We start from the raw sequence: 23,205 nt of genomic DNA, 5'->3' as shown, positions 1-23,205 counted from the left end.
GTTTAAAAGATAAATTGAAGTCACTGATAATTCAGTGGCTTTTCCTTTGATTATTTTATTATCTGTATATTCGCTTGCAAGAAAAATATCTAGTTTTTCATTTTTATTCTACACTTAAAAATATGTGCAGATCCTTTGGTGAATTTTAAAGGAATATTGTATATAATGTTGAATAGGTATTTAAAAGGTATGCTGCAAATTTGAGGTGCTTACCTTTTCGTAAGGGGTGAGAATGATGAATGAAGAAATTAGGAATAAAATTAAGCTAGTTTTTGACCGTCAAAAAGGATTTGCAAAAACTAGGGACATGACAAATGAAGGTATAAGTAACTACTATATCCGACAATTAGAGGAACTTGGAGATATTATTAAAATTAAACAGGGACTTTATCGTCATTTACAATATGAGTTTAACCAACATGAAGAGCTTATAGAAGTAAGCAAAATTGTTCCAAAGGGTGTAATTTGTCTCTTGTCAGCACTATCTTTCTATGAGTTAACCACACACAACCCTTGGGAGTATCAATTTGCGATTTATCGTGGTGGAAAAAAACCAGTTTTGCCTGACTATCCACCAGTGAGGATATTTTACTTTTCAGAGAAGCAGTATGAAAATGAAATTGAAGAGGTTGAGATAGACGGTAATAGAGTGAAAATTTATAGTCGAGAAAAAACGATTTGCGATATAATTCGCTACAGAGAGAAAATTGGAATTGACATTATGAAAGAGGGATTGCGAAATTACTTGCAACTTGCTGATAAAAATATTACGAAGTTAGTTACGTGTGCGGAAGAGATGCGTATTAAGACGGTCCTATTAAAATATTTAGAGGTGCTTTTGTAATGGGTGAAATAAAAAACATACCAGCATCGGTTGCAGAACGATTAAAGAATGTATCTAAACAAAGTGGAAAATCCTTTGATTTACTGTTATTGCTATATTTCCAAGAACGGTTTTTGTATCGGCTATCAATTTCAGACTTCCGTGAAAAATTCTTGTTAAAAGGCGGATTGTTCTTATTTTCCTTGACGCAATTTAAAGCAAGACCGACAAAAGACATTGACTTCTTAGCGAAACAAATTTCGAATGACCTTAATTATATTAAGAATTCCTTCGAAACGATTTGTACTTTCCCAGTAGAAGAAGATGGAGTAAGTTTTGATATAGAGGGTGTTACTGCTGAGCGAATTAAAGAGGACGCTGATTACGAAGGTGTTCGTATTAAAATCCCAGCTTCACTTGGAAAAATGAAAAAAGTCTTACAATTAGATATCGGTTTTGGTGATGTTATTGTTCCCAAACCACAGGAAATTGAATATCCAGTTTTATTGAACATGGCACAACCGCAAATTCTTGTGTATTCAACAGAATCAGTGATTTCGGAAAAATTTGAAGCTATGATTTCGTTGTCTGTAGCGAATAGTAGAATGAAGGATTTCTATGATATTTTTACTCTATTGACAACCGAAAATTTTGATGGGCGTGTCATGTACGAAGCTGTTTTAGAAACCTTCCAAAGACGAGGAACACATTTAGAAAAAGAACATCCTTTGTTTACTGAAAAATTTGCTAATGATTTGTCGAGAATTAAACAGTGGAAGGCTTTTTTGCGGCGTATTGGAGCAGACCAGTCGTTAGAATTTCCGCTTGTGATGTCACATATACGTGAGTTTCTTTATCCGATTTATTTGTCTATTCTAAAAGAAGATGACTATTTCAGAATGTGGGATAGCAAGCTTCTCAAATGGAAGTAAGTGGAATCAAACGCAAGCATTAAATTCTTGTTCTTCTTTTGTAAGATTTTCTTTTTACTTATATAATTCTTTGAACTTTTAATAAGTTGAGAGAATCTTATAAGGAATAGGTGAGACGTATGGAACCAATCATGGTAAATATCGAGTCATTTCTATTGTCACAGAATTTATTAGAAATTTCTAATGATGAAATTAAAATCTTTAAGAACCCACAAAAGTACGGATGGGAAACAGAGTATAGAGTTGTTTTAAAAGAGTTATCAGGTCAAGAGGCAGTTATAATATATCCTAAAGATAAACCGATGCCATTATGTTATATGAAAGAGTTTGAGGATATTTGTTTGGAAGAACACAAACACTTTAATTTCGATAAAAGTGGAATAATTATTTGGAATATGGAATCCGTCTATAATGACTTTTTTATCAAAATTGGAGACTTTAAGGATGTTGGGAAACTTGGTGGGGTGTTTTTTGCCGAATCTGGATATGCTTTTAAAAGAAACAAGAAATAGAATACTAATAAGTTATAAAATGGACTCTAAATGTAAAGAGTCCATTTTATTTGGCAGGAAGTAAGAATATTAAAAGTAATTTAATTTCCGATAGGATTAAAGAATCTGAAATAATTAAATAAGAAAAAGTTGTAAAAGCACCTAGAATAGCAATGAAAAAATAAATTGGATTTTTTTAAAAAAAGTTCTTGACAATTTTGATGATTTAGATCTAAAATGTGAATACGGTTGGAGAACAACCAAAAATATTTATAAAAGGTAGGTCTTGCTTATAAATTAAAATTAATAGACTATATTTAGTATTTATTTACTAATTTAAAAAGGTATTCCGATGTCCGTAAAGACATCGCAATGTGTTCTATTTTGGTAGGCTGGTTTCGCCTGCGCAAAATGGTATTAATTATAACTAAACAAGCTTTTACTGTAACCCTTGAGGGGTGGATTATGTCCATTGTTCTATGGGTATTTAGAATCTACCAATAGGTGAATTATGCCTATTTGTAGAAGAAGCTTGCTTTTGTTTAATTAGCTTGCGATTACGGCTGTCGGAATGCCTTTTTTGCTTTCTAAAAGGGTTCCGTCTAGCGGACCCTTTTTTTCGTTCGCTAAATCCAGCTGCTGTTCCTTGACAACTAAATATTAGTTCGGTGTAAGGGCACCGTAAACAATCCAATTCTATTAAAAAATTTTAAGGAGTGATTTTAAATGTATTATTGTGGAAAATCTAGCAAAGAAATTAAGTTTCAAACTTACGATCAACAAATACCGAGTTTTAATGGGCTGATTGTAATGGAAGTTGGCAAAAGTAGTAATTCTAATTTATCTAGGAGGAATAAAAAATGAACACTATTAATGAAATTTTAGAAGTTGCTAGAAAAGAGATAGCAAGAGATTTTATGAAATCGCTTGGATTAAGTCCAATCTATAGTATGGAAAATCTTAAAAAGTTACAAGGGAAAATAATAAATATGGAAGCAGCCTTCTGTCCTTATGAGATTCTGGTCTTGTGTATTGGATTTATTCTAGGTGAAACAATTACAAACACTGTTAAGGTAGCTAAATGGAATACCGATGGTGCTTTAGATAGTAATGATGTAAGAGTTGTGTTGACAGATAAAAAAGATCCAAATCAAGTTTTAATGAATGTTTTTCCATTTGTTAGAGCTAAGAGATTCTTAAAGAATATTGAATATGACTTATATTATTATGCTAGGTTCATAGTGGAAACCGCTAGTGATAATAATAAATATGAGTCACTAATACATAAAGAAAAAGGGGAATGGCATAAAAATGGTCCTGTTGAATACCGCAATTTATAGTCACTAATATAGTAGTAAGAATTATAGAAAATAAATTCTCGATGAACCGAAAGGGGAGAGAATTTTAGAATTCAAATAATTATAAGGGAGAGAACAAACATGAATATAGAAGCTGTAATTGGTAAAATTGACCAAGAATTTGAACGTTATGTTGGTATTTATAAAAATTATTCTGAGAGGTATAAAAATGACATGTTAGATAACGGTGAGATATTGGTTTCATATCACCTCGGTTTTATTGATGCATATGAAAGTTTAAGATATTTGATTATAGAAGAGCTTAACAAAGAACTTGACAAACAACAACCTGAAATTGAATTCCATGAAAACTGTGATTATTGTGGTAAGAGTTTAGTCCTGAATAGCGGAGAAGATATATACTTTGGTGGTTGGGAAAAATTGTGTTGTCTCGATTGTGAAGAAAAATACGATTTATATAACAAGTGGGAAATATGGCGAGAGAAATATTCGCTAAACCAAATAAAAGATTCATTATATCAACACGGAATAACAATACTATCTAGATTATCTACAGTAAAAAAGTATTTACAACTAACTCAGAATGAAATGACAATTATTGATGGAATAAAGTGCTTTGAAAATTTTGACATGTTTATTAAGGATATTGACTTAACAGCTACTGGAAGGAAACTAATCAAGGATATTATTAATGACGATAAAAATCCGTTTCAATATAGCAGATCAATTTTGGATTTAATTTGTAAGGTTCAATATGAATATGATTACGATATTAATTCAGTACCACTTATAGAATTAATGTTTTTGGTTAGATTTGCCCATATATATCTTGGAGAATCGCAAGCGACTAGCGTTTGTGAAATAGACGAGGCTGTTAAGTGGGTTAACTTTAACAAGAAAGAAGTTTATGTTTATCGTTATGTACAAGATGAATTATATTATGACGGTTTTATGTTCGAAGGTAGATTTGCTGGCGATCGTTATAAGCAAGCTTCAAAATTAATACAAACTGGCTGGGCAATTGAGGTTAGATTTTTAGATGGTGAACACCAAGTAACATTTTATAAAAATTTTGCCAAATCTGCTTCTAAAGAGGATTCCATTATCATTCGTAAAAACAAGTGTGATAACAGAGATGATAGCAACTATCCACAAAATTATTTTGCTTTTCGTTCGTTTCCTGAATTAGATGTTTTACAGTCAATTAAAGATATGGAAAGTCTAACGGAGATTATGGATTATATGGTTTCGATTCCAAATGTGGAAATTGACGATATACCAGAATTAGAAAGTGTCAGTTGTGATGACGAAGAATTGCCTTATTAAGTATTGGTGTTTTATATAGATAAAATTGATATTCGATTTATAAATATGGAAGGGGTAAGTACCATGAAGTTAAAAAATCCTAATCTATCTCTATTTGATTATATTATTGAGCGGGAGTTATATGATTATATTTCAAGAGATGATATAAAAAGATATGTAAAGGACCATAGAAATTTTACTGTTGCTAAAACAACATCGTTTATTTTTATTTATAGGAATGATGGAAGTTGTTATTTTCAAAATGGTGATAATCTTAGAACCTACATTCTTGACAATCCAAGTTATTTTGAAGGAATTAGAATTTTTATGGCAGATATTGATGACGAATTGCTTTTGCAAAAAATAAGGGAAAGAAATTATTATGAGTATGATTATTATTTTTCAGACGAAGAAGATGCTTTGAAGTGGGAAGGGGATTATAATGGAGAGAACATAGGGGATTCTTTTAAACTTAATCAGAGCAATAGTGATGGCTACGCTAGTTTGCTAGGAATTTACGAAGTAATATAATTATAAAAAAATGCAACGCTTAGCGTTGCATTTTTTTATATTTCACTTAATTTATCAATATATTTTCGTTTATCTGTCATGGATGGGGATGCATATCTTTGTGTTGTACTGACATTTGAATGCCCCATTAGTGAAGCAAGCATGTTAATTGGAATACCAGAGGTTTGTAATAAATTGTTTGCATAAGTTGCTCGTAATCTAATAGGATACAATTTAATATTATTCTTTTGCCCGATTTTTTTTAGGATTAACTGAATTCCACGTTCGCTTAATTTTCCGTTTCTTTGGGATGTAAAGACATAATCACTACGCTTATGGTATATCTTTTCTGATCGGTTTCTTTCTTTAAACCATTCGTTTAATGCTTCTGCAACATCGTCTGAAATTGGAATGTATCTACTTTTTTGTCGTTTAGAGTTTTTAATTAAAATCGTAGGATTTTCATTAAGAAAAACATCATTCACTTTTAATCTGGATGCTTCTCCGACCCTGATTCCAGATTTCATTAAGGTTAGCACTAAAGCAAATATTTTTATCCCCATGTCTTTAGCTGTACAGAGAATTGCTAGTTCCTCAGCTCGTGTAAGATATTGACTTTCAAAATGGTCTTCGATCTTTTGTAATTTGATTTTCTTAGCAGGACTTTCGTAAATCTCTTTTTGTTCGAGCAAAAATTCATAGAATGTTTTTATGGCTGAAATTTTCTGATTAACAGATGTAGGAGATAACTTTGTTAGTAGATTTTCCCTGTAAAGTTTAATTTCTCTTACTGCAATTATTTTCGGATTATTGATTTGAAAATTGTCTTGTAGCCATACTTGGAATTTTTCAATGGTATCGATATAGCTTTTTATTGTGTTTACGCTTTTATCCTCGTTTTCAAGATATGTTTTATAGTCCTCAATGTAATTCATTAGAATCTCCCCTTCTGAAATATTATGCGCTCAGATTATTCATCACTTATTGCGATGAGTTTATTGAAATTTCCCTGAATTATACAATCAAAACTCCAATTCTAGAAATTTCTTATCGCATAATAATAATTAAAAGATGAGTAACCCTAGTGATGTATTATCTATAAGAGTATTGATACATAAGAAGAGGTAGTTGACTAATAGAAGTGGTTTAATAGGTTACTATTCGAATTTTTAACGGAGACCAGACTTATTACTAAGATACTATTGAAAAAGTAGGGTAAACATTAATAAAAGTATAAAATAATGCAAAAAAAAAGCGAGTTGTGTTGTATATGTTATATACAATAGATATATCAGATAGCTAAGATACAGCAGATAAACTGATTATGTTGATTATATTCATTCGATATATCAACAATATCGATTACAACTAATAAATTTGTTATAGGTAAAATATTGTTTCAAAAGTTGAACAAAAATTTTTGAAAAATCACTTTCCTCTGCTATACTCCAGCAACTTTTGTAAAAAGGAGCTGTGAAGTATGAATACTATTTCAAATAGCAAAAGGGAGAGTAATGGTACTAGAACATTTGAAGTTAAAAGAGGAGAAATTTGGTTGGCACGCTTAAAAGGAAATGATCCACATAATCGAGATTTAGTTCCTGTATTAATTGTGCAAAATGATAAGGGAAACAAATATTCAACTACTACAATATGTCTTATGGGTGCAGAAAGTAATTTAGTAATAAGTGAGTATGTTCAATCGGTCAATTGGAGAACAAGCTATGGAATTATAGTATTAAAGTTTAACTGTCTACTATTATCAACGATTGACAAAAAGAGACTAGTAAAGCAAATAGCAAAGATGGATAGTGAGACCATGTTAGAAACAAGTAAAAAACTTAATAAGGTATTTGGAATCGGGATAACAATTTTAGATTGAGGGGGAACTCAATCTATTTTTTTGTGTCTTTGTGTAATTTTTCTGTAATGCTAATTCATGTAAAATTACCACTGTTAAGTGGAGATTGATTTAGGGAGGAATACCGTTGATGATTATCAGAAAAAGGCTAACAATTTTATTTTTTTCGGTTGTGTTCTTGTTAAGTACTGTCGGCAATGCGGATGCAGCACAAACTACAATAGGGTCTTATTTTGAAAATATTTTTCAAAATGTAGAGAAGTATGACGAACTATTAAAATTCAAAGAAGGCGAGACTGTAATACCTTATAAGAGTAATGGAGATAGTTATAAGTTAGCAAAAGAAAAAAAGTTAAAATTAGCTATTGAGAAAGAATATACTGATGAAAGTGGTGTAAAGGGCTATGTTAGAGTTCTTTTAGAACCTAAACATTATTCCCAACGTCATAGTTTTTCTAACTTTGCCATAGGAAAAAAAATCAATGGAAGTGGTTTTAGTTATGATTTAGGGGATAATAAAGTTTTGTTTAAAACAACTGTATCAACATTTGAAGAAGATTTTGAAGAAAATAGCCATTTAAACGAAGTAATTCTAGTCGACACAACTTTAGATAAGGCATACGAACTAAATTTGAAAACTACTGCAGTAGAAAATGGTAAGGCTACTTTTACAGTTACCACAAAAATTTACACTATAAATATGAATAAAACTGATGATTATTTTACTCTTAAAAATGCAGTGAAAACGGGAGAACAAAGTACAACCACTTTTGTAAAAGATGTCGATTATTTGAGAGATTATTTTCATTATCAACCGTTAACATATAGTGTTGCTACTAATAATAAGATATCATCAACACGAGGTGTTCCTCTATTTGAATTATTGGCACAATTTGAAAAACCTCGTTGGGAATCTTATTCTAATGACTTATGGAGAACCGATAATAGTAAGCTAACAAAATTATCTGCGGATGTCATTATGCCAGCTGAACTAGTAAATCAGTTGAATAATTACTTGATTCCAAAACAATCTAAGTAATATCTATAATGTTATTGTGAGATTAGTATGGGATATACCCTTTATAATAAAAATTGTAGTGAGTTAAACTTTTATAATTAAGCAACTAAATAAAATGTCACATATTTTATAAGCCAAAAGAGGATAGATGAACAGGGTGAAAATGCCTGTATTCATCTATCCTTTTTTGTACAACAAATGACCTCATTTACTACAACAACAGTGTTGTTTGTTGTTAAGTATCTTCTCGATAAATATACAATTATAATTATATAATTTCTCTTCAATTTAAGGAATTAAATTAAAACAGTTATTTTTTAGGTGTATTGTGATTATTGTTGTTAATAGTTGGGCTTTTTAAAAAGGAAATATCGTCTTGTGTCCCTTTAGTTATAGAATTTGACTTAAGATTTTTTCGATATATAATAGCTTTGCTTTTAAATAAGAGTGGAACAAAACATTTGATAAAGGAAGGAAGGTGATAAAAGGAATAAGGAGGAATAGCTATAATGAATTCAAGGTTAGAACAATTGATTGCTGAAAATGAAAAGCAATTAGTCTCAAAAATAAATCATTTAATAGTTGGACAACGTAAAGGTTTTATTGAACAGTATAAAAAAGAAAAAGAAGTACTATATTATACTTCAAAGAAAAGTTTAACAGACTCTGTCGTTAGATCACATTTGCAAGGAACCCGCACAGTTGGTTGTTTTTATTTAGGGAAATACTCAAAATTCTTATGTTTTGATGTAGATGTAAGTGATGAGAACATCGTAAATAGCATGATAAATGCGATTCAAGAATGGGGAATAAGCATAAATGATATTCATGTCGAATTAAGCGGCTTGAAAGGTTGGCATATTTGGCTTTTTTTTAACGAACCCATTCTGATAAATGATTTAGTTGAATTTGGGAAATTTATTATTAGTAAACTAGGTCAAGAAGGCAAAAAGATTGAGTTGCGACCTGAAAACGATATTAACAGTCGAGGGATTAAGTTACCCTTTGCTATCCATAAAAAAGCTAATGTTCGTACTACCTTTAAAACAAATAGCTTACAAGAATTAAAAAATCCAATTCAATATTTCTTAGATATAAAACCAATTTCTGGATGGGATATTCAGGAGAGATTAATTCTTTTAAAAGAAGAAACATTACAGCATAGGAAGCTCGAAAAAAAATATACCGAAAGTGAATTACCACCTCTTCGGGAACAAATATGCCCTGGTTACAGTTTGGGTAAGAAACTAATTGATAAGGGTATGCAATCTGTTGAAATGACAGAAAGTAAGCGCAGACATTATTATCAATTTTTTGTTGCATTATACTATAAATCTCAAGGATATAGTGAAGAACAAACAAAAGATAAAGTAATTGAGTGGGCAATAAATGAATTGAAACAAGGAAGGTCAAATAGTAGTCAAGATGAGATTATTTTGGATGTAACTAATGATATAGCACATATATATAGAAAGAATAAACAATTTCATCACAAAAGTAATAGTATTATTGTTGTTAGCAAAAATGACATTGAAGCTGTTAACATGTACGATGATTTTTTTATGAAGAAAGTGATTTGGTGTATTCTATTACTAGGGAGTATGTTCCATGAGAACGGGGAATTTTATTTTTCATTAAGACAAATAGCAAAAATGACAGACTGTAGTAAGAACACAGTAGATAGAAGATTAAGGATATTAATAGAAGATGGTTTTGTAGTAAGAACTTGCACTGGTTCATATAATTCTTATAATCCAAGAGCGAGTAATTATTTTGTACCATCTTTACTAAAACCAAGAATTGATAATTATGAAATGCAACCAACGGCTAATACCTTTAAAGAATTATTTGAAGAAACGTATTTGCAAATTGAAAGCCTTAATTTTCAAACAACTAAAGAAGGAATCACTGCATGAAAGTGCTTTTTTGTGATCAGTCATTAGTGCAATTCGGTTATTCTATCTTTAATGTCTCAGATAAAAGAATAGAACTCATAACTTACGGTGTTATTAAACTAAATAATAAAGATACGTATTTTGATAGAATACTGCTAATTGAGAAAAGACTAGACGATCTTCATAAAATTTTTAACTTTGGTAAAGTTGTAATTGAGGACTTTTCTTTCGAAAAAATGTTCAAACTTTTAAAAAACTATGCGTTCTACAATATGCATTGGAATATTGGTGTTATCGGAAAGGAATTATTTGTGAACCACCTCTAAAAGTTCATATATGGCGAACAAAAGGGATTAAGGAGATATTAAGCTTGAAGAACGGTAGTAAACAATCATTAAATAGATTTTTGTATGAATTGCTTGGAAAGCCAGATGGTTTTACAAGCGATATATCTGATGCAATTGGTATGGGGATTTATTGGTGCAAAACAAAATTTCCAAATTCAGAAATGAAAATTCATACAGATAAATAGTATGAACCAGAAAGTAGAGTCATGAACGATCGTGGCTCGAAATTTTTTAAAAAATATTGACAGAATATTCGAATCTAGTATATTATAGTACTATATATTTTTATATCTTATTTTGGAGAGTGATTTATGTAATATATTAAATTTAAGTAATATCTATTGTGAATATTAATACCCAAGTAGTTCCAGTGCCTATGAGGCGCTGTGATACTTTTACTTTTTGTAAAACCACAGCAGTTAGCAACTTTTTGCTAATTACAAAAAGTATCAACAATTATATAATGCTAATCTTTTAGATTTGTTCTATCTAAAAGAATTAATGACCATTTGTGTAGGTGGAGTGTGTCCATTTGTAAATGGGATAGCATTAGAATTGTTACTAGTATCATAGGTTCTGGAATTCCTTGGGTTTTTCATTTTTTAAGGGATTCTGGATAACCAGAATCCTTTTTGTGTTATTAGAATTTAAATAAATGGTGTGCAGTTTGCGATGAACCTTTCAAGATGAAGGGGTAGCGAACGGCAAATCAGTTCAAACAAAGGGTGAACTGACAATAGCGATAATCCATCCTTAAAGGGATAATTCGGTAATTACGAAGGGGGAGCCGCACCAAGAAAGAATTTATTGAGAGGAGTGATAACAATGAATTAAAAAGTGAATTAAAGCAATAATTCAGTTCTGTTTTTAACCTATTAGTTTAATACATACATATAAAGTGGTTGTTTAATCCCAACCCATTTTGAATATTTTAAATCCAGCTTTACAATTAATACATAACATATCTGAAAAAGGAGTTTTCAGGAATGGTACATGCAATAAAATACATAACAATTAATAATAAGTACCATAGTGGAGAAAGGGGAATGCGATATGCGCCAGCGTAATAATTCAAAATCATATACAATTAATTTCCATTCTGGAAATCAAAATATACACGATATTATTGGTGATTTGGCTAGGAAAGTTATAAATAAAGATGTTGATGATTTTAATTTGAATGGAAATACACGTGTAAAAAAAATATCAGCATATGGACGTGCAGTTTAATAATCAATTCTTAGATTAGTAAGGTTTGAATTATATAGTTTGTAAGTCAATCCCCTTTGAGTTGTTTATTCAAAGGGGATTGCTTTCATAATAGGAGGAAAATAAAAATGAGAAACAAAAGAGATGTATCAAAAAGAACAGCAATTTATGTTCGTGTTAGTACAACGAAAATGAGTCAGAAAGATAGTCCAGAACACCAAATTGGAGTATGTAAGGATAGGGCCAATCAGGAAGGCTTAGAAGTTCATGAAGAGTATATTTATAGAGATAGTGACACAGGAACTACAATTACAGATAGACCAGCTATACAGGAATTAATGATTGATGCAAGAAAAGGGATGTTTGATAGTATTTTATTTGCCTCTCTTTCACGATTTGCTCGTGATACAGGTGATGCACTTGCCCTTAAACGTCGCTTAGTTGATGCTTTTGGAATTCGTTTAATATCAATTGACGAAGGATATGATTCAGAAATTGATAAAGATGAGCTTAAATTTACGATAATCTCGGCGGTGAATCAAAAACTAAGTGAACAGATTAGTTATAGTTCAAAACGTGGAAAACGCCAATCTGGTTTAAAAGGTAATTTTACAGGTAGTATCCCACCATTTGGTTATAAAAAAAGAGTTATAAATGGAAGAAAAACGTTGGAGCCAGATGAAAATACGATGCACATTGTTCAGAAAATATTTCAGTTGTACACCTCAAATAAATTGGGCGAAAAGGAAATTGTTAATTATTTAAATAATGTGCAGAAAGTTGAATCTCCAAAAAAGAAGAAATGGGGGATTACAACTATCCAACGGATTTTACAAAATGAGGCTTATATAGGAAGGAATGTTTTTAGCAAATATGAAGTAAAGAAAGTTTATATAGATAGTAATGACACTTCACTTAGAAAAAAAGTTCAGATTCAAAAAGATCAATCAGAATGGCTACGATCACGTGAACAACAAACTCACCAACCAATAATTGATGAAGAAATATTTAATGCAGCTCAACAGATTCGACTTGAAAGAGGTGGGGGGCGACGTGGCGGAGTTCGTAATCGCATAAACGTGTTTGCTGGAATGATAAAATGTAAACATTGCGGAGCGTCTATGGTTAGCATGAAATGTAAAAATGGCAAGAACCCCAATGATGGTCGAGAGTATCGATATTTAACCTGTTCTCAAAGAAGAAGACAAGGAGACGCAGGCTGTGATAATAACTACTGGTTGCCATATTTTTCGTTTCGTGATGACTTAATAAATCAAATATCAAACAGATTAAAAATGGTTACTTCTGCGGAACAATTACTGGATAGATACAAGGATAGTATTAAGGTGAACTCAACAGACGTAGCATCAAAAATAAAAAAAATAGAAAAAAACATTAATATGATTCGAACCTGCTTATCCGAGTTAAGAAAGGAAAAAATGCTAGGTAAAATAAATGAGGACCAGTATGAGTTTGAACGGAAAAAATTTGAGCAAGATATTCAAAGCGATGAAAATAGATTAAACGAATTTAAAGTTGAACTTCAAAAACAACAAGACTTAACAGTCTTATATCAACAGGTTAAAGACACTTTAGATGAATTGTTAGATTTGGACTATGATAATTTCGATGAAATGAACCTCACATTAAGAAAATTAATTAAAGTAATTGAAGTTGATAAAAATGGCAATATTGATGTTTTAACTACCTTTGGAATTCCGTTAAATCATATAAATGAGGTTGAATATGCTGAGAGGACATAATAAATTGTCCTCTCTTTTTAATAATTAAAAATTATTTTTGCTAAGCAGGATGGTTTCTTTGCCTAGTTTAAGAATGAGATGCTGATCTTCTTCTTTAATCGAATTCAAATAATCCGAATAATCATCATAAGTAAGTTTAGTTTCCTTTTTTATACAAATAAGACCGAATAAATAATATTTTCCGAGATAAATAAACTTTGTAGAAATGATTACATAACTTCTTATCTCTCTATATTTGATTTCAATTATTAACAAAAACCAAAAAGAAATATATGCAATAAATGAATAAATGGAGTTTGTAAAAAAAATAATAGTGATGAAGCTTAATCCGCTTACAATAATTTTATCAGTTTCAAAATTGAATTTACCTTCAAACGACTCCATTTTTCTCACCTTCTAAACATTTAAGTTTGATATCATATTTTGCTAATAAATCACGAAACTCCTCTAAAGAAATATTTCTATTTATAGTTATATCCAATTCTTCTACTATCACCAGTGTATTTATTCCTTCTTGTAATAATCTTTTGATTGGCACATCTTTGTTATCAGTTACATTACGGTTTTCAGCAATTAATGTATATTTTGTAAGTCTATTCTCTTTTAAAAACACTAATAACAATTTTAACTTCACATTAAATTCTCTTTTAGACGAATAGGAAAAAAACAAACCAATTTTATCATGATAACTCATGCAAAACAGCCCCTTAATTAAATTGGACCCCAGTATAAGCTAGGATACAACTTTTGTAAAATCAAAATATTATTTTTATTCTTTAGGTGGGAGAAGGCGTTATAATTCCAGAACTGTTTTGTGTAATGGGTGTGTAATGGCAAAATTATTAAAATAAACAATGTCACTAGTATAGATGAAATTTTAGTAATTAAAGAACAGTCTGGGGGTATATAATTTGTTTGAAATAACAGGAAAATTTTCAAAAATCTTGCCATTAATTATTGTTGTTGTTTTATCATTTCACATTTCATCAGTAGTATTAGCAAAATCAATTGATATATCTTTCAATATCACTAAAATGGAAGAACTAGAACAGGACTGGTCACAAGAAGGATTTGGGGATATTAAAGCGATATTGGATAATTTGGAATATGATGGAGCTAATATTACTAAAAATAGAAGCTTAGATGATTGGGAATTATATGGTGATTATTCTACGGTTCCCCTTTCCTTTTGGAAAGAAAATTCAAATAAAGAAGTAGTACGATTTCAAGAAAAAAACAATTTAGTTGACGCTTCTGTTTATCAATGGGCAGCGAATATAAATGTGTTATCAACATTGATGATTTCTTTGTATGAGGGTGATTATGCTCCTTTTGGTGAGGATATTACCCAGAATTCTGTACCACTTGTATATATAAGTAATCAAGGAAATAATGTATTAGATGTAGTAGGTAAGCCACAATATGTAACACAACAACATTATTTAGAACTTCAGAGACTATTACTCGAATTTCAGGGAAATATCCCAAGATATAAAAAAGAATTAAATGATGCACAAGAGTATCTAGAATGGTTAGATAGTCTAGATGGAATGGACTGGGCAAATAGAAACATCAAGCGAAAAGAAGTTTCGGATCCAAACGTAGGAGAAATAAGAATATCAGGAAATCCTATTGTTCCAGAAATAGAAAAGGAAAAGATAAACCTATCTTTGATGATTATCAAAGATACTAACAAATATCTTGATCGAGTTAATAACTATAGCTTAAGTGAGAATTGGTTAAAATATGTGAGGGATGTACAAAATTCAGGGAGTAACGTAACTTCGGATTTTGTATTTGAGTTCTTAAAAAATAATGGGATTTATGAGAGTGAGTCCCAGATTGCTGATAAAGATCAGACAGTTAATAATAACGATATTTCAATTAATGAAGACATAAATAAAGATAAATTTATTGAAAATAAACAAGATGGAACAGACGCTAATGGAGTTGGATTAAGTGTTGCATTAACTTTAGTAGGAACTGCCGCTGGAATAGGTTATAGCAGAAGAAGGTCAATTAGAAAACTCAAAAAATTGGTTGAAGACCATGAAAAGAAAGAAAAAGAGAAGGATGTGTCTAGTTTAAGAAAGACAAGTGAGAATGCTTCTTTTCTTGCATCACATACGGCTGTAGAAGAGGTTGCCAATGCTCGGATATATGAAGTAGAAGAGTTGGGGGAAAAATATAAAGTAGATGTTACTGACAAGTTAAAGAAGTTATCAAAGTATAAAAAAGCTGGGAAATTACTAGGAAATGGTGCAATAGCTATTACAGCCGTAATTGGTTTTGTTGATATTCTTGCCGTTGAAACAAATCCTTCTTTAACAGAAGGTGAAAAAGCAATAAAGGAAAGACAGATATTTAGAAAAACTGTTATTAGTGCAGGAGCAGGAATTGTCGGTGGTGTTGTAGGTGGTATCTTGTTTGGACCTGGTGGTGCTGTATTGGGAAGTGTGGCATTTTCTTACGGTGCAGATTATGTAACTGCTAATTTAGACAAGATTGATAGTTTTAACCCGTTTAAAAAACTCTTTTAATTCAATTCGAATTTTATTAGAAGATAAGAAAAGAAGTCCAAGTATGACTTCTTTTCTTGATAATTAAAAAGCTCGATAAGTATAAAAGGTGCTGTTGTTTTTAATGTATTACTTTTTTTAATTTTTCTTCCCAAATTTGAGCTTCATGATAATTGTTCACTTTTTTAAGAAGCGAAATCAACTGCATAATAATTGATTCATCATCAGGTATACATTTATTCAGTATCTTCAAATTTAAAATTGCATTGGTGTAATCAAATTTGCTCTTATTAAATTCAAGAAGTGATTGTTGAATTTGGACAATTTTATTTTCAATGTCATTCCTTAAGTCTATAAAGTAGTCCGAATAAAAACTCGGCATTATTATATCAGGTAGATTGGCAATTAAAATATTATTTTTTTTGTTTCTTTCTATATAATTAGTTTCTTCTAAAATTTCATTTAGTTTATTCTCTAGGTCAATTAGATCGCAGGTTACATCGCAGTTAGTTTCAATTGTATTGTTTGTAATTGAAAAAATGTCGTCAAACGCTTCGGTCCCCAATAATTGTTTCAAATGGTTCAGCGCAACCCTTAAATGGTTTTGTGCTTTTTTTAGAGGGACTTCTTCCCAAAAAACATCGTACAATCGTTCTCTATTTACAAATTTATTTAATGCAATATAACAGAAGATTTCTTTTGCTTTACGCTGTTGCCATTTCCCTTCAATTTTCTTACCGTTTAAAAATACTGCAAATGAAGATAAAGCGTCAATGCGGAGCAAATCACCTTTTTTAATATTTTGTTGTCCAGTTTCAATAATTTTCAAAATTGCATTATCTAGTTCACTCCGATGTGGCGGTAAATCCACATGTGAAATATCTGCTGATTGTATATCCATGAGAAAATCATTGATTAATTGTGCAGTTAATTCTGGTTGGTCAACTTGAACCATGTTTGAAGAATTCGGGATTATGTATGCCTTGCAATCAGGGAAATAACTTGCACTCAAATTGGTTAAGTTTGGTGGGTAATTTTTATCATATTCGCCAAAGAGTAACAGAACAGGTATTTTAATGTTCTTTAATTTTTCTAATGATAAAGAATCAAGAATATATAGCAATATGTTGAAATATGATTCCACAGAAACTTTGCTAAAAGCTTTGATTAAATATTCCTCTTTTTCTTTAGTATTTGGGTAGAAAATTTGGCTGCTCATCATTTTTGCGACCTTTATAGGATAACCATCTTGCTCGTATACTAAATTTTTACGACAATCGATAGCTTTTAATCCGATATTTTTTGGGAAATAACAAGTAGTCGAAAGAAGAATAAAAGACTTTGCGCTATTTGGAAAACTTGAAAGCAATTCAACTCCAAAGTGTCCACCTAGACCATGTCCGATAAAATGATAAGTATCTATTTTTAGTTCTGTAAGTAGGAATGTGAAATCTTCGTAAAAAGTAATCCAATTGGTTTCTAATAAGCTCCCCGTAGTTCCACCGTGTTCCCTGAAGTCAAATCTTAAAATATTAAATTGATTTTGTAGAGACGGAATAATATATTCCCATGACTTCATATCTAATCCTAGTCCGTGAGCAAGTATAATAGTTTCCATAGATGAATGAATAGAAGGAATATATTCGTAATTAATTATTAAATTATATTTATGAATAGTTGCCAATTTTATCACCTAGTTAATCATTGTTACCATAATTTTAGCAAATTTCAGATTTATTTCTATACCAATTTAAAGCGATAAATTCACTTAATTGTGTCAATTTCTAAAATAGTAAGGAAATAGTTAGTAGTTTACGCTAAGCTGTGATAATAATAAAGGTGATGTCTAATTAAACAACTGACAAATTTGGGAAATAATTAAAAAGGGGATTATAATAATTTGTAAATGTTTTGTACAAAAAATAAATGGAGAGGAGAAATAGCCGTGAATTTAACAATTAGAGAGAAATTAAAGGACTATAATGAAAATAATAAAATATTTAGTGTTCAGCTTGACAGTGAATTAAGTGGAAGGGATTATAGGAAAGGCGTAATTATTTCTTTTCAAACCGAAGACTATTCCACTTTATCAAAGCTATTTGAATTAGTTAATTGTAATATTTTTTGGGAAGCCCATATTACGGATTGGAAAAACTGTAGTTATACAATACTAGAAAAAAGGCTATCTGAGGATAAAAATATTAATCTTGTCCAAGGAGATTTTGGGAAGTGTATAAGAGATCAAGACGATTGGTTAGGAAAGGGTTTGCTAAGCATATCAATAATAACATTAGAAATCAGTGAAAATAATCTTTTGAAAGTTTTTGAACTGAGGAATATTTCACAATTAATCGATTTTTTGTGCGGGCTTCCAGTAGAAAGTCGTTTAAAACCAAATCGATTATTAGAAGAAAACGATCTAATCGAATATATAAACTATTATACTCCTTTCGAAATTACAAAGTTTGTGAATATGGAAGACATCTATGACGGGCACCTATTAAATCTTGAGATTGAATTTAATTCACAAGAGGAAATCGATAAACTATTTGCCATAGCTAATGGTAATGGAGTAATCAAGGGAATTTACGCAAATTCAAATGGCGAAAGTTTCATTGTGAAGGATACAGGTTATTTTGAGGTTAATAATCCATACTTACTTACAGTACATTTATATCTTGATGAAGAAATGTTGCAGACTATCTTATTTGACCACTTAGATCCTAAAGGTTTAATAAATTATTTGTATGATAATAAAGACTTTATATATGAGTACGATAATGAGCCTTTGCCATTTTAATAAGAAAAAAATTATGTGAGAAAACAGGTACTCTATTGTTACCTGTTTTCTCACTTTTTAGGAAAATATTGAATATTAAAAAACGAAAGTTTAATTGAAAAAAAATCTAGGATAAAGTTTTTCATAAGATGGCATATCTTAATAAGCGTTTATATTTATTATTCTAAATCCTATTTCGGTTTTATGAATTTCTATTTGATAAACACTATCTTCAAATACTTCTTTTCCATCTAATGAAACTATTCGTTCTTTTATTGTGGCAATATATAAAAAAGCATCTTTGTTAATTTTAGATACTTCTTCTTTTTTTATATCAAATGTTAATTCTTTTACAGTTCCATAATAACTTAAAACGGCTGGTGTCCAAACTTCAAGATTAGCATATGTTTGTTCAATAAGTTTTATGGATTCTTCTTCAGTAGGGGCAGTGTATGCTTTATTCATTAATTCTAATAATTTTCGCCCTTCTGTTAACATTTCTTCTTCACTCATTGTATTTTCAGAAGCAGCTTTTTCTAATTGTATTTCAAATTCTGATTTTTCTTCATTATTACTAGTTTCAGTAGCTACAGTTTCAACAGATTGTTTCTGCTCGGTTTCGTTGTTTTCGGTTGCTGTTGATACCTCACTTTCTTTTGATGAACAACCAACAGCAATTACTAATAATGATAAAAATAAGAACATTTTGAACTTATTCAAATTATTTTCACTCCAATAATCTCAAATTTATTAAAGGTTGATTAACCCTATTCAATAGGAAGATCTGACGCTAAAAGTTTAATTTGCTGGGATTCATGATACAAGTTTATATGATTTGATTGTTTTAAAGCACGATATAAAAATACCGCAAAATCCCCTCTTTTAATTCGTTCTTTTGGACCAAATTCTGTTGCTGATACCCCTCGGGTAATTCCATTTTGGTACAAAGTTTTAATATCATTAATATGATAAGATTCAGCTTTATCAAAATCAGTTAAAGGAACTTCTTCCTCTGTTGGCTTTAAATCAAAAGCACGAACAAAGATAGATGCCATTTGTTCCCTTGTCAAATAATCATTAGGTCCAAACATTGACTCACTATATCCACTAAAAACACAATTATCCTTTACCGCTTCAACAGCGAGGAAATCTTGGGGATAAAGGTCTGGATCTTTAAATGAAGGTTTTCCATTTTTATTAAAAGGATTATCTGGATTAGGTTTTAATTTTAAAGATTGCGTAAACATTTCAGCTGCTTCAGACCTAGTTGTAAAATGTGTTGGGGCAAATTTATTATATTGATTTGTATCTAATAAATCTGCTTGAATTAATGATAAAATTTCTTTTCCATAATAATCACTTCTTTTAACGTCTACTACATAAAGATCAATATCTATCTTTTCTTGTTGATATGCAACAACATCATAATCAGTCAATTTCTTTTGATTCGATATTGGAAGTGGATTACTACATAAATTAGGACTTACAAATGTTTCAAAATCATAATCAGCATCATAATCTTTGGCAAATGCAGAATTCGCTTGAAATAGGAAAGTACAAAAAATAATTACGGTTAACATGGTTAATAAAAATTTGTTAGACAATTTGTAGTCATCTCCTTTGTATACTGTTTGTTTTTATTGATTGACTTTTTAGTTTAAAGCTTCATTCACTTCAAACATATGCCTATATACAACTTTATAAAAGTATGCATTACAAAAGAATTACACAGTTCAGCCGTGTAAGAAGCCAAATGAATTGTATATAATGGTAAGTAAGAAGGTACTCATGTATGTAGATATACTAAAAGGGGAATAATGAATAGTTTGTGCTTTTCAAACCACATTTCGAATGCCATGCAAAAGCTTGGAGTAAAGGGGCGTTCTCAAGCTGTCGTGGAACTCCTTCGAATGGGGGAACTAGAACTATAATACTTGCCGGCTTTCATAAAAGGAAGCCGGTCTTGTTGTATGTCTGATTTGTTCAATAACTAGGCTGTGTAAGTTTGCTATGTGCACTGGGATAAAAAATCTTTTTGAGAAAAATAGAAAAAGACAAGGTGAGTTTTATAGAACCTTGTCTTTATGTAGTAATAATAAATTATATTAATCACTCTCAGTTTGGTGAATAAACACGTTACTCCATATTACTTGATTTCTGCCATTTTGCTTTGCGGTGTGCATCGCTTGTTCTACTGCTTTTATGAATAACTGAGGATCCTCCCAAACATAAGGAGATTTTGTTCCTATACCAAAGCTTAATGTTACGTATTTTGAAGTACTTGATAAGCTGTGTGGAATTTTCATATTCTCAATACCTAATCTTAATCGTTCACCAACTTGCAAAGCACCATTCATATTTGTTTCAGGAAGAATGAGAATAAACTTTCCACCTTCATAGTGGGCAAGAAAGTCGTCTGGTCGATGTAACATAGACTTAATTTTATTGGCAATTTTCTTAAGGGTTTCGTCTCCTGCTGCGAAGCCATATTGGTCATTAAAAAGTCCTAAATGGTCAAAATCAAAAATAATTAAAGAAATTGGCTCTTGTTTACGAACAGCACTTCTCCATTTTCGATCAAAAACATCTTTAAAATAATAATAATTTGGTAGTTTAGTCAGGGAGTCAATCATAATTAGCTGCTCGATATTTTCGAAAGCTTCATTATCTTTTGGAACAAAAGTTTCAATTAACTTATTTTGAAATTGTTTCAAATCGATCCCACCCTTCTATTAAACTCACTATATCCCAAAATTTTACTGTTGTAAATAGCCCGAACTGTGTAAGCGCTTTAAAAGAATAAATGGTGATTATTTATCTATCATAATTAATGTTAATAAGATAATATTAGTAGAGACGTAAAAATTAAAATGAATAATCGTTTTTATGTCTATTATTATTCCTTAAGGAGAGAGGCTCAGATGAACGTAGTTAATCTTCATAGAATTGAAAAGGATTTTCTTGGGGAAAAAGAAATTCCAAGAGATGCGTATTATGGTATTCAAACTTTGCGAGCAGTGGAAAATTTTCCGATAACAGGGTATCAAATTGATGAATCCTTAATAAGGGCAATGGCAATTGTAAAAAAAAGCTCCGCACTTGCCAACTTTTCAATTGGGCAGTTAGATGAAAAAGTCACTATGGCTATTGTACAAGCTGCCGATGAAATTATCGAGGGTAAATTCCATGATCAATTTATTGTAGATCCCATCCAAGGTGGTGCAGGAACTTCAATAAATATGAATACAAATGAGGTAATTGCTAATCGAGCATTAGAAATATTAGGAGAAGAGAAAGGGAATTATAAACTTATTAGCCCGAATTCACATGTAAATATGGCGCAATCCACGAATGACGCTTTTCCTACTGCGATACATTTAGCAACACTAACTACATTAAATAAATTGATTGATGTAATGGAAGAGTTACACGCAGAGTTTATGAGAAAGGCACAAGAGTTTGATGGCATTATTAAAATGGGGCGTACACACCTTCAAGATGCAGTACCAATCCGCTTAGGTCAAGAATTTGAAGCTTATGCACGTGTTTTAAGAAGAGATATTAACCGCGTAAAACAAACTCGTGAAAATTTATATGAAGTAAACATGGGTGCAACAGCCGTTGGGACTGGATTGAATGCCGATCCAGAATATATATTAAAAACAGACGAATATATCGCTAAATTTAGTGGACTACCAATAAAAGGTACACAAAATCTTGTTGATGGCACCCAAAATACGGATTGCTATCTTGAGGTATCATCTGCTCTTAAAATTTGTATGCTAAACATGTCGAAAGTAGCAAATGATTTGCGACTAATGACATCCGGACCAAGATGTGGCCTAGGTGAAATTAATTTGCCACCACGCCAACCGGGTTCATCAATTATGCCAGGTAAAGTTAATCCTGTTATGGCTGAAGTGTTAAATCAAAGCGCGTTTCAAGTTGCTGGGAATGATTTAACAATAAGTATGGCTTGTGAAGCTGGGCAATTTGAATTAAACGTGATGGAACCAGTAATTATTTATAATTTATTACAATCTATTAAAATCATGACCAATGTTTTTACTGTTTTCCGAATCCATTGTTTAAGTGGAATTACAGCCAATAAGGAAAAAATGCTGGAATATGTAAATAATAGTGTTGGTATTATTACTGCAATCAATCCACACGTTGGCTATGAGACTGCAGCAGCAATTGCAAGAGAAGCAATTTTAACCAATCGGTCAGTTAGGGAAATCGTTCTTGAAAAAGGAGTATTGACGGTGGAAGAGCTTGATGCAATTCTACATCCGATGGAGATGACTCATCCAGGAATTGCCGGAAAAGAACTATTAGGGAAAAAGAAAGATATCAATAAGAACCATAATATCAATAAGGAAATAGTTTGATAAAAGATTACTAAAAATATACATTAATAATTTTTAAGAGTTA

Annotated in this window: 23 protein-coding genes and 1 pseudogene; 17 read left to right on the top strand and 7 right to left on the bottom strand. The window is 30.8% G+C overall.

Going from position 1 to position 23,205, the window contains the following annotated elements:
* Nucleotides 1-235: 235 nt before the first annotated feature.
* The 6 genes from D612_RS0113605 (at nt 236) to D612_RS0113575 (ending at nt 5,401) form a co-directional block, all read left to right on the top strand.
* Nucleotides 236-844: a type IV toxin-antitoxin system AbiEi family antitoxin domain-containing protein gene (locus tag D612_RS0113605; RefSeq protein WP_017756035.1), complete on the top strand. Its 609-nt coding sequence runs from the start codon at nt 236-238 to the stop codon at nt 842-844.
* Nucleotides 844-1,755, top strand: a complete 912-nt coding sequence (locus D612_RS0113600; RefSeq protein ID WP_017756034.1) for a nucleotidyl transferase AbiEii/AbiGii toxin family protein — start codon at nt 844-846, stop codon at nt 1,753-1,755. Before D612_RS0113605 ends, D612_RS0113600 begins: the two co-directional genes overlap by 1 nt.
* 119 nt (nt 1,756-1,874) lie before the next feature.
* Nucleotides 1,875-2,267: a hypothetical protein gene (locus tag D612_RS0113595; protein WP_017756033.1), complete on the top strand. Its 393-nt coding sequence runs from the start codon at nt 1,875-1,877 to the stop codon at nt 2,265-2,267.
* An 839-nt stretch (nt 2,268-3,106) separates the two neighbouring features.
* Nucleotides 3,107-3,586, top strand: coding sequence for a hypothetical protein (locus D612_RS0113585; RefSeq protein WP_017756031.1), 480 nt, complete (start codon nt 3,107-3,109; stop codon nt 3,584-3,586).
* Nucleotides 3,587-3,685: 99 nt separating this feature from the next.
* Nucleotides 3,686-4,891 carry an alpha/beta hydrolase family protein gene (locus D612_RS0113580; protein WP_017756030.1) on the top strand — a complete coding sequence of 402 codons (1,206 nt, stop codon included), beginning with the start codon at nt 3,686-3,688 and terminating at the stop codon, nt 4,889-4,891.
* Nucleotides 4,892-4,954: 63 nt separating this feature from the next.
* The gene (locus D612_RS0113575; protein WP_017756029.1) at nt 4,955-5,401 is read left to right on the top strand and encodes a hypothetical protein; all 447 of its coding nucleotides are present in this window, start codon (nt 4,955-4,957) and stop codon (nt 5,399-5,401) included.
* A gap of 35 nt (nt 5,402-5,436) precedes the next feature.
* Here D612_RS0113575 and D612_RS0113570 read toward each other — a convergent pair whose 3' ends face one another.
* Entirely contained in the window at nt 5,437-6,315 is an 879-nt protein-coding gene (locus tag D612_RS0113570; RefSeq protein WP_017756028.1) for a tyrosine-type recombinase/integrase, read from the bottom strand.
* Between the two features lie 545 nt (nt 6,316-6,860).
* Here D612_RS0113570 and D612_RS0113565 point away from each other — a divergent pair.
* The 7 genes from D612_RS0113565 (at nt 6,861) to D612_RS0113535 (ending at nt 13,473) form a co-directional block, all read left to right on the top strand.
* Nucleotides 6,861-7,262, top strand: coding sequence for a type II toxin-antitoxin system PemK/MazF family toxin (locus D612_RS0113565; protein ID WP_017756027.1), 402 nt, complete (start codon nt 6,861-6,863; stop codon nt 7,260-7,262).
* A 106-nt stretch (nt 7,263-7,368) separates the two neighbouring features.
* Entirely contained in the window at nt 7,369-8,280 is a 912-nt protein-coding gene (locus tag D612_RS0113560; RefSeq protein WP_154649490.1) for a hypothetical protein, read from the top strand.
* A 488-nt stretch (nt 8,281-8,768) separates the two neighbouring features.
* Nucleotides 8,769-10,175: a TOTE conflict system archaeo-eukaryotic primase domain-containing protein gene (locus tag D612_RS0113555; RefSeq protein ID WP_017756025.1), complete on the top strand. Its 1,407-nt coding sequence runs from the start codon at nt 8,769-8,771 to the stop codon at nt 10,173-10,175.
* A complete protein-coding gene (locus D612_RS0113550; RefSeq protein ID WP_017756024.1) occupies nt 10,172-10,480 on the top strand; it encodes a RuvC family protein in 309 nt (102 codons plus the stop codon). The genes D612_RS0113555 and D612_RS0113550 overlap by 4 nt, the downstream gene beginning before the upstream one ends.
* Nucleotides 10,481-10,524: 44 nt before the next feature.
* Nucleotides 10,525-10,686 carry a hypothetical protein gene (locus tag D612_RS19520; RefSeq protein WP_017756023.1) on the top strand — a complete coding sequence of 54 codons (162 nt, stop codon included), beginning with the start codon at nt 10,525-10,527 and terminating at the stop codon, nt 10,684-10,686.
* Between the two features lie 868 nt (nt 10,687-11,554).
* Nucleotides 11,555-11,731 (top strand): hypothetical protein, encoded by a 177-nt coding sequence (locus tag D612_RS19515; RefSeq protein WP_017756022.1) that lies wholly within the window; start codon nt 11,555-11,557, stop codon nt 11,729-11,731.
* 107 nt (nt 11,732-11,838) lie between these two features.
* Nucleotides 11,839-13,473 (top strand): recombinase family protein, encoded by a 1,635-nt coding sequence (locus D612_RS0113535; protein WP_017756021.1) that lies wholly within the window; start codon nt 11,839-11,841, stop codon nt 13,471-13,473.
* A gap of 24 nt (nt 13,474-13,497) precedes the next feature.
* Here the strand turns inward: D612_RS0113535 and D612_RS0113530 are convergent, their stop codons facing one another.
* Nucleotides 13,498-13,857 (bottom strand): hypothetical protein, encoded by a 360-nt coding sequence (locus tag D612_RS0113530; RefSeq protein ID WP_017756020.1) that lies wholly within the window; start codon nt 13,855-13,857, stop codon nt 13,498-13,500.
* Nucleotides 13,844-14,167 carry a hypothetical protein gene (locus D612_RS0113525; RefSeq protein WP_017756019.1) on the bottom strand — a complete coding sequence of 108 codons (324 nt, stop codon included), beginning with the start codon at nt 14,165-14,167 and terminating at the stop codon, nt 13,844-13,846. The genes D612_RS0113530 and D612_RS0113525 overlap by 14 nt, the downstream gene beginning before the upstream one ends.
* Before the next feature lie 217 nt (nt 14,168-14,384).
* Between D612_RS0113525 and D612_RS0113520 the strand changes: the two genes are divergently transcribed.
* A complete protein-coding gene (locus D612_RS0113520) occupies nt 14,385-16,013 on the top strand; it encodes a hypothetical protein (protein WP_017756018.1) in 1,629 nt (542 codons plus the stop codon).
* 100 nt (nt 16,014-16,113) lie between these two features.
* On the opposite strand, the gene D612_RS0113515 is transcribed toward D612_RS0113520, so the two are convergent.
* Nucleotides 16,114-17,676 carry an alpha/beta hydrolase gene (locus tag D612_RS0113515; RefSeq protein ID WP_017756017.1) on the bottom strand — a complete coding sequence of 521 codons (1,563 nt, stop codon included), beginning with the start codon at nt 17,674-17,676 and terminating at the stop codon, nt 16,114-16,116.
* Nucleotides 17,677-17,937: 261 nt separating this feature from the next.
* Here D612_RS0113515 and D612_RS0113510 point away from each other — a divergent pair, with 261 nt between their 5' ends.
* A complete protein-coding gene (locus tag D612_RS0113510) occupies nt 17,938-18,792 on the top strand; it encodes a hypothetical protein (RefSeq protein ID WP_017756016.1) in 855 nt (284 codons plus the stop codon).
* 138 nt (nt 18,793-18,930) lie between these two features.
* Here D612_RS0113510 and D612_RS0113505 read toward each other — a convergent pair whose 3' ends face one another.
* Nucleotides 18,931-19,491, bottom strand: coding sequence for a hypothetical protein (locus tag D612_RS0113505; RefSeq protein ID WP_017756015.1), 561 nt, complete (start codon nt 19,489-19,491; stop codon nt 18,931-18,933).
* Between the two features lie 47 nt (nt 19,492-19,538).
* Complete coding sequence (locus D612_RS0113500) at nt 19,539-20,375, bottom strand: S-layer homology domain-containing protein (RefSeq protein ID WP_017756014.1); 837 nt, start codon at nt 20,373-20,375, stop codon at nt 19,539-19,541.
* A 234-nt stretch (nt 20,376-20,609) separates the two neighbouring features.
* Here D612_RS0113500 and gerE point away from each other — a divergent pair.
* Nucleotides 20,610-20,702: pseudogene (gene gerE / locus D612_RS19510) on the top strand (spore germination transcription factor GerE); the annotation flags it as partial.
* Nucleotides 20,703-20,876: 174 nt separating this feature from the next.
* Here gerE and D612_RS0113495 read toward each other — a convergent pair.
* On the bottom strand, nt 20,877-21,485 hold the full coding sequence (locus D612_RS0113495) for a diguanylate cyclase (protein ID WP_017756013.1): 609 nt from the start codon (nt 21,483-21,485) through the stop codon (nt 20,877-20,879).
* Nucleotides 21,486-21,692: 207 nt separating this feature from the next.
* On the opposite strand from D612_RS0113495, the gene aspA reads away from it, so the two are divergent.
* Entirely contained in the window at nt 21,693-23,162 is a 1,470-nt protein-coding gene (gene aspA / locus D612_RS0113490; RefSeq protein WP_017756012.1) for an aspartate ammonia-lyase, read from the top strand.
* The last annotated feature ends 43 nt before the right edge of the window (nt 23,163-23,205 follow it).

The organism is Calidifontibacillus oryziterrae, from assembly GCF_000331575.1.
Lineage (GTDB): Bacteria > Bacillota > Bacilli > Bacillales > Bacillaceae_J > Calidifontibacillus_A > Calidifontibacillus_A oryziterrae.
This window is presented reverse-complemented; position numbering and strand designations above follow the sequence as displayed.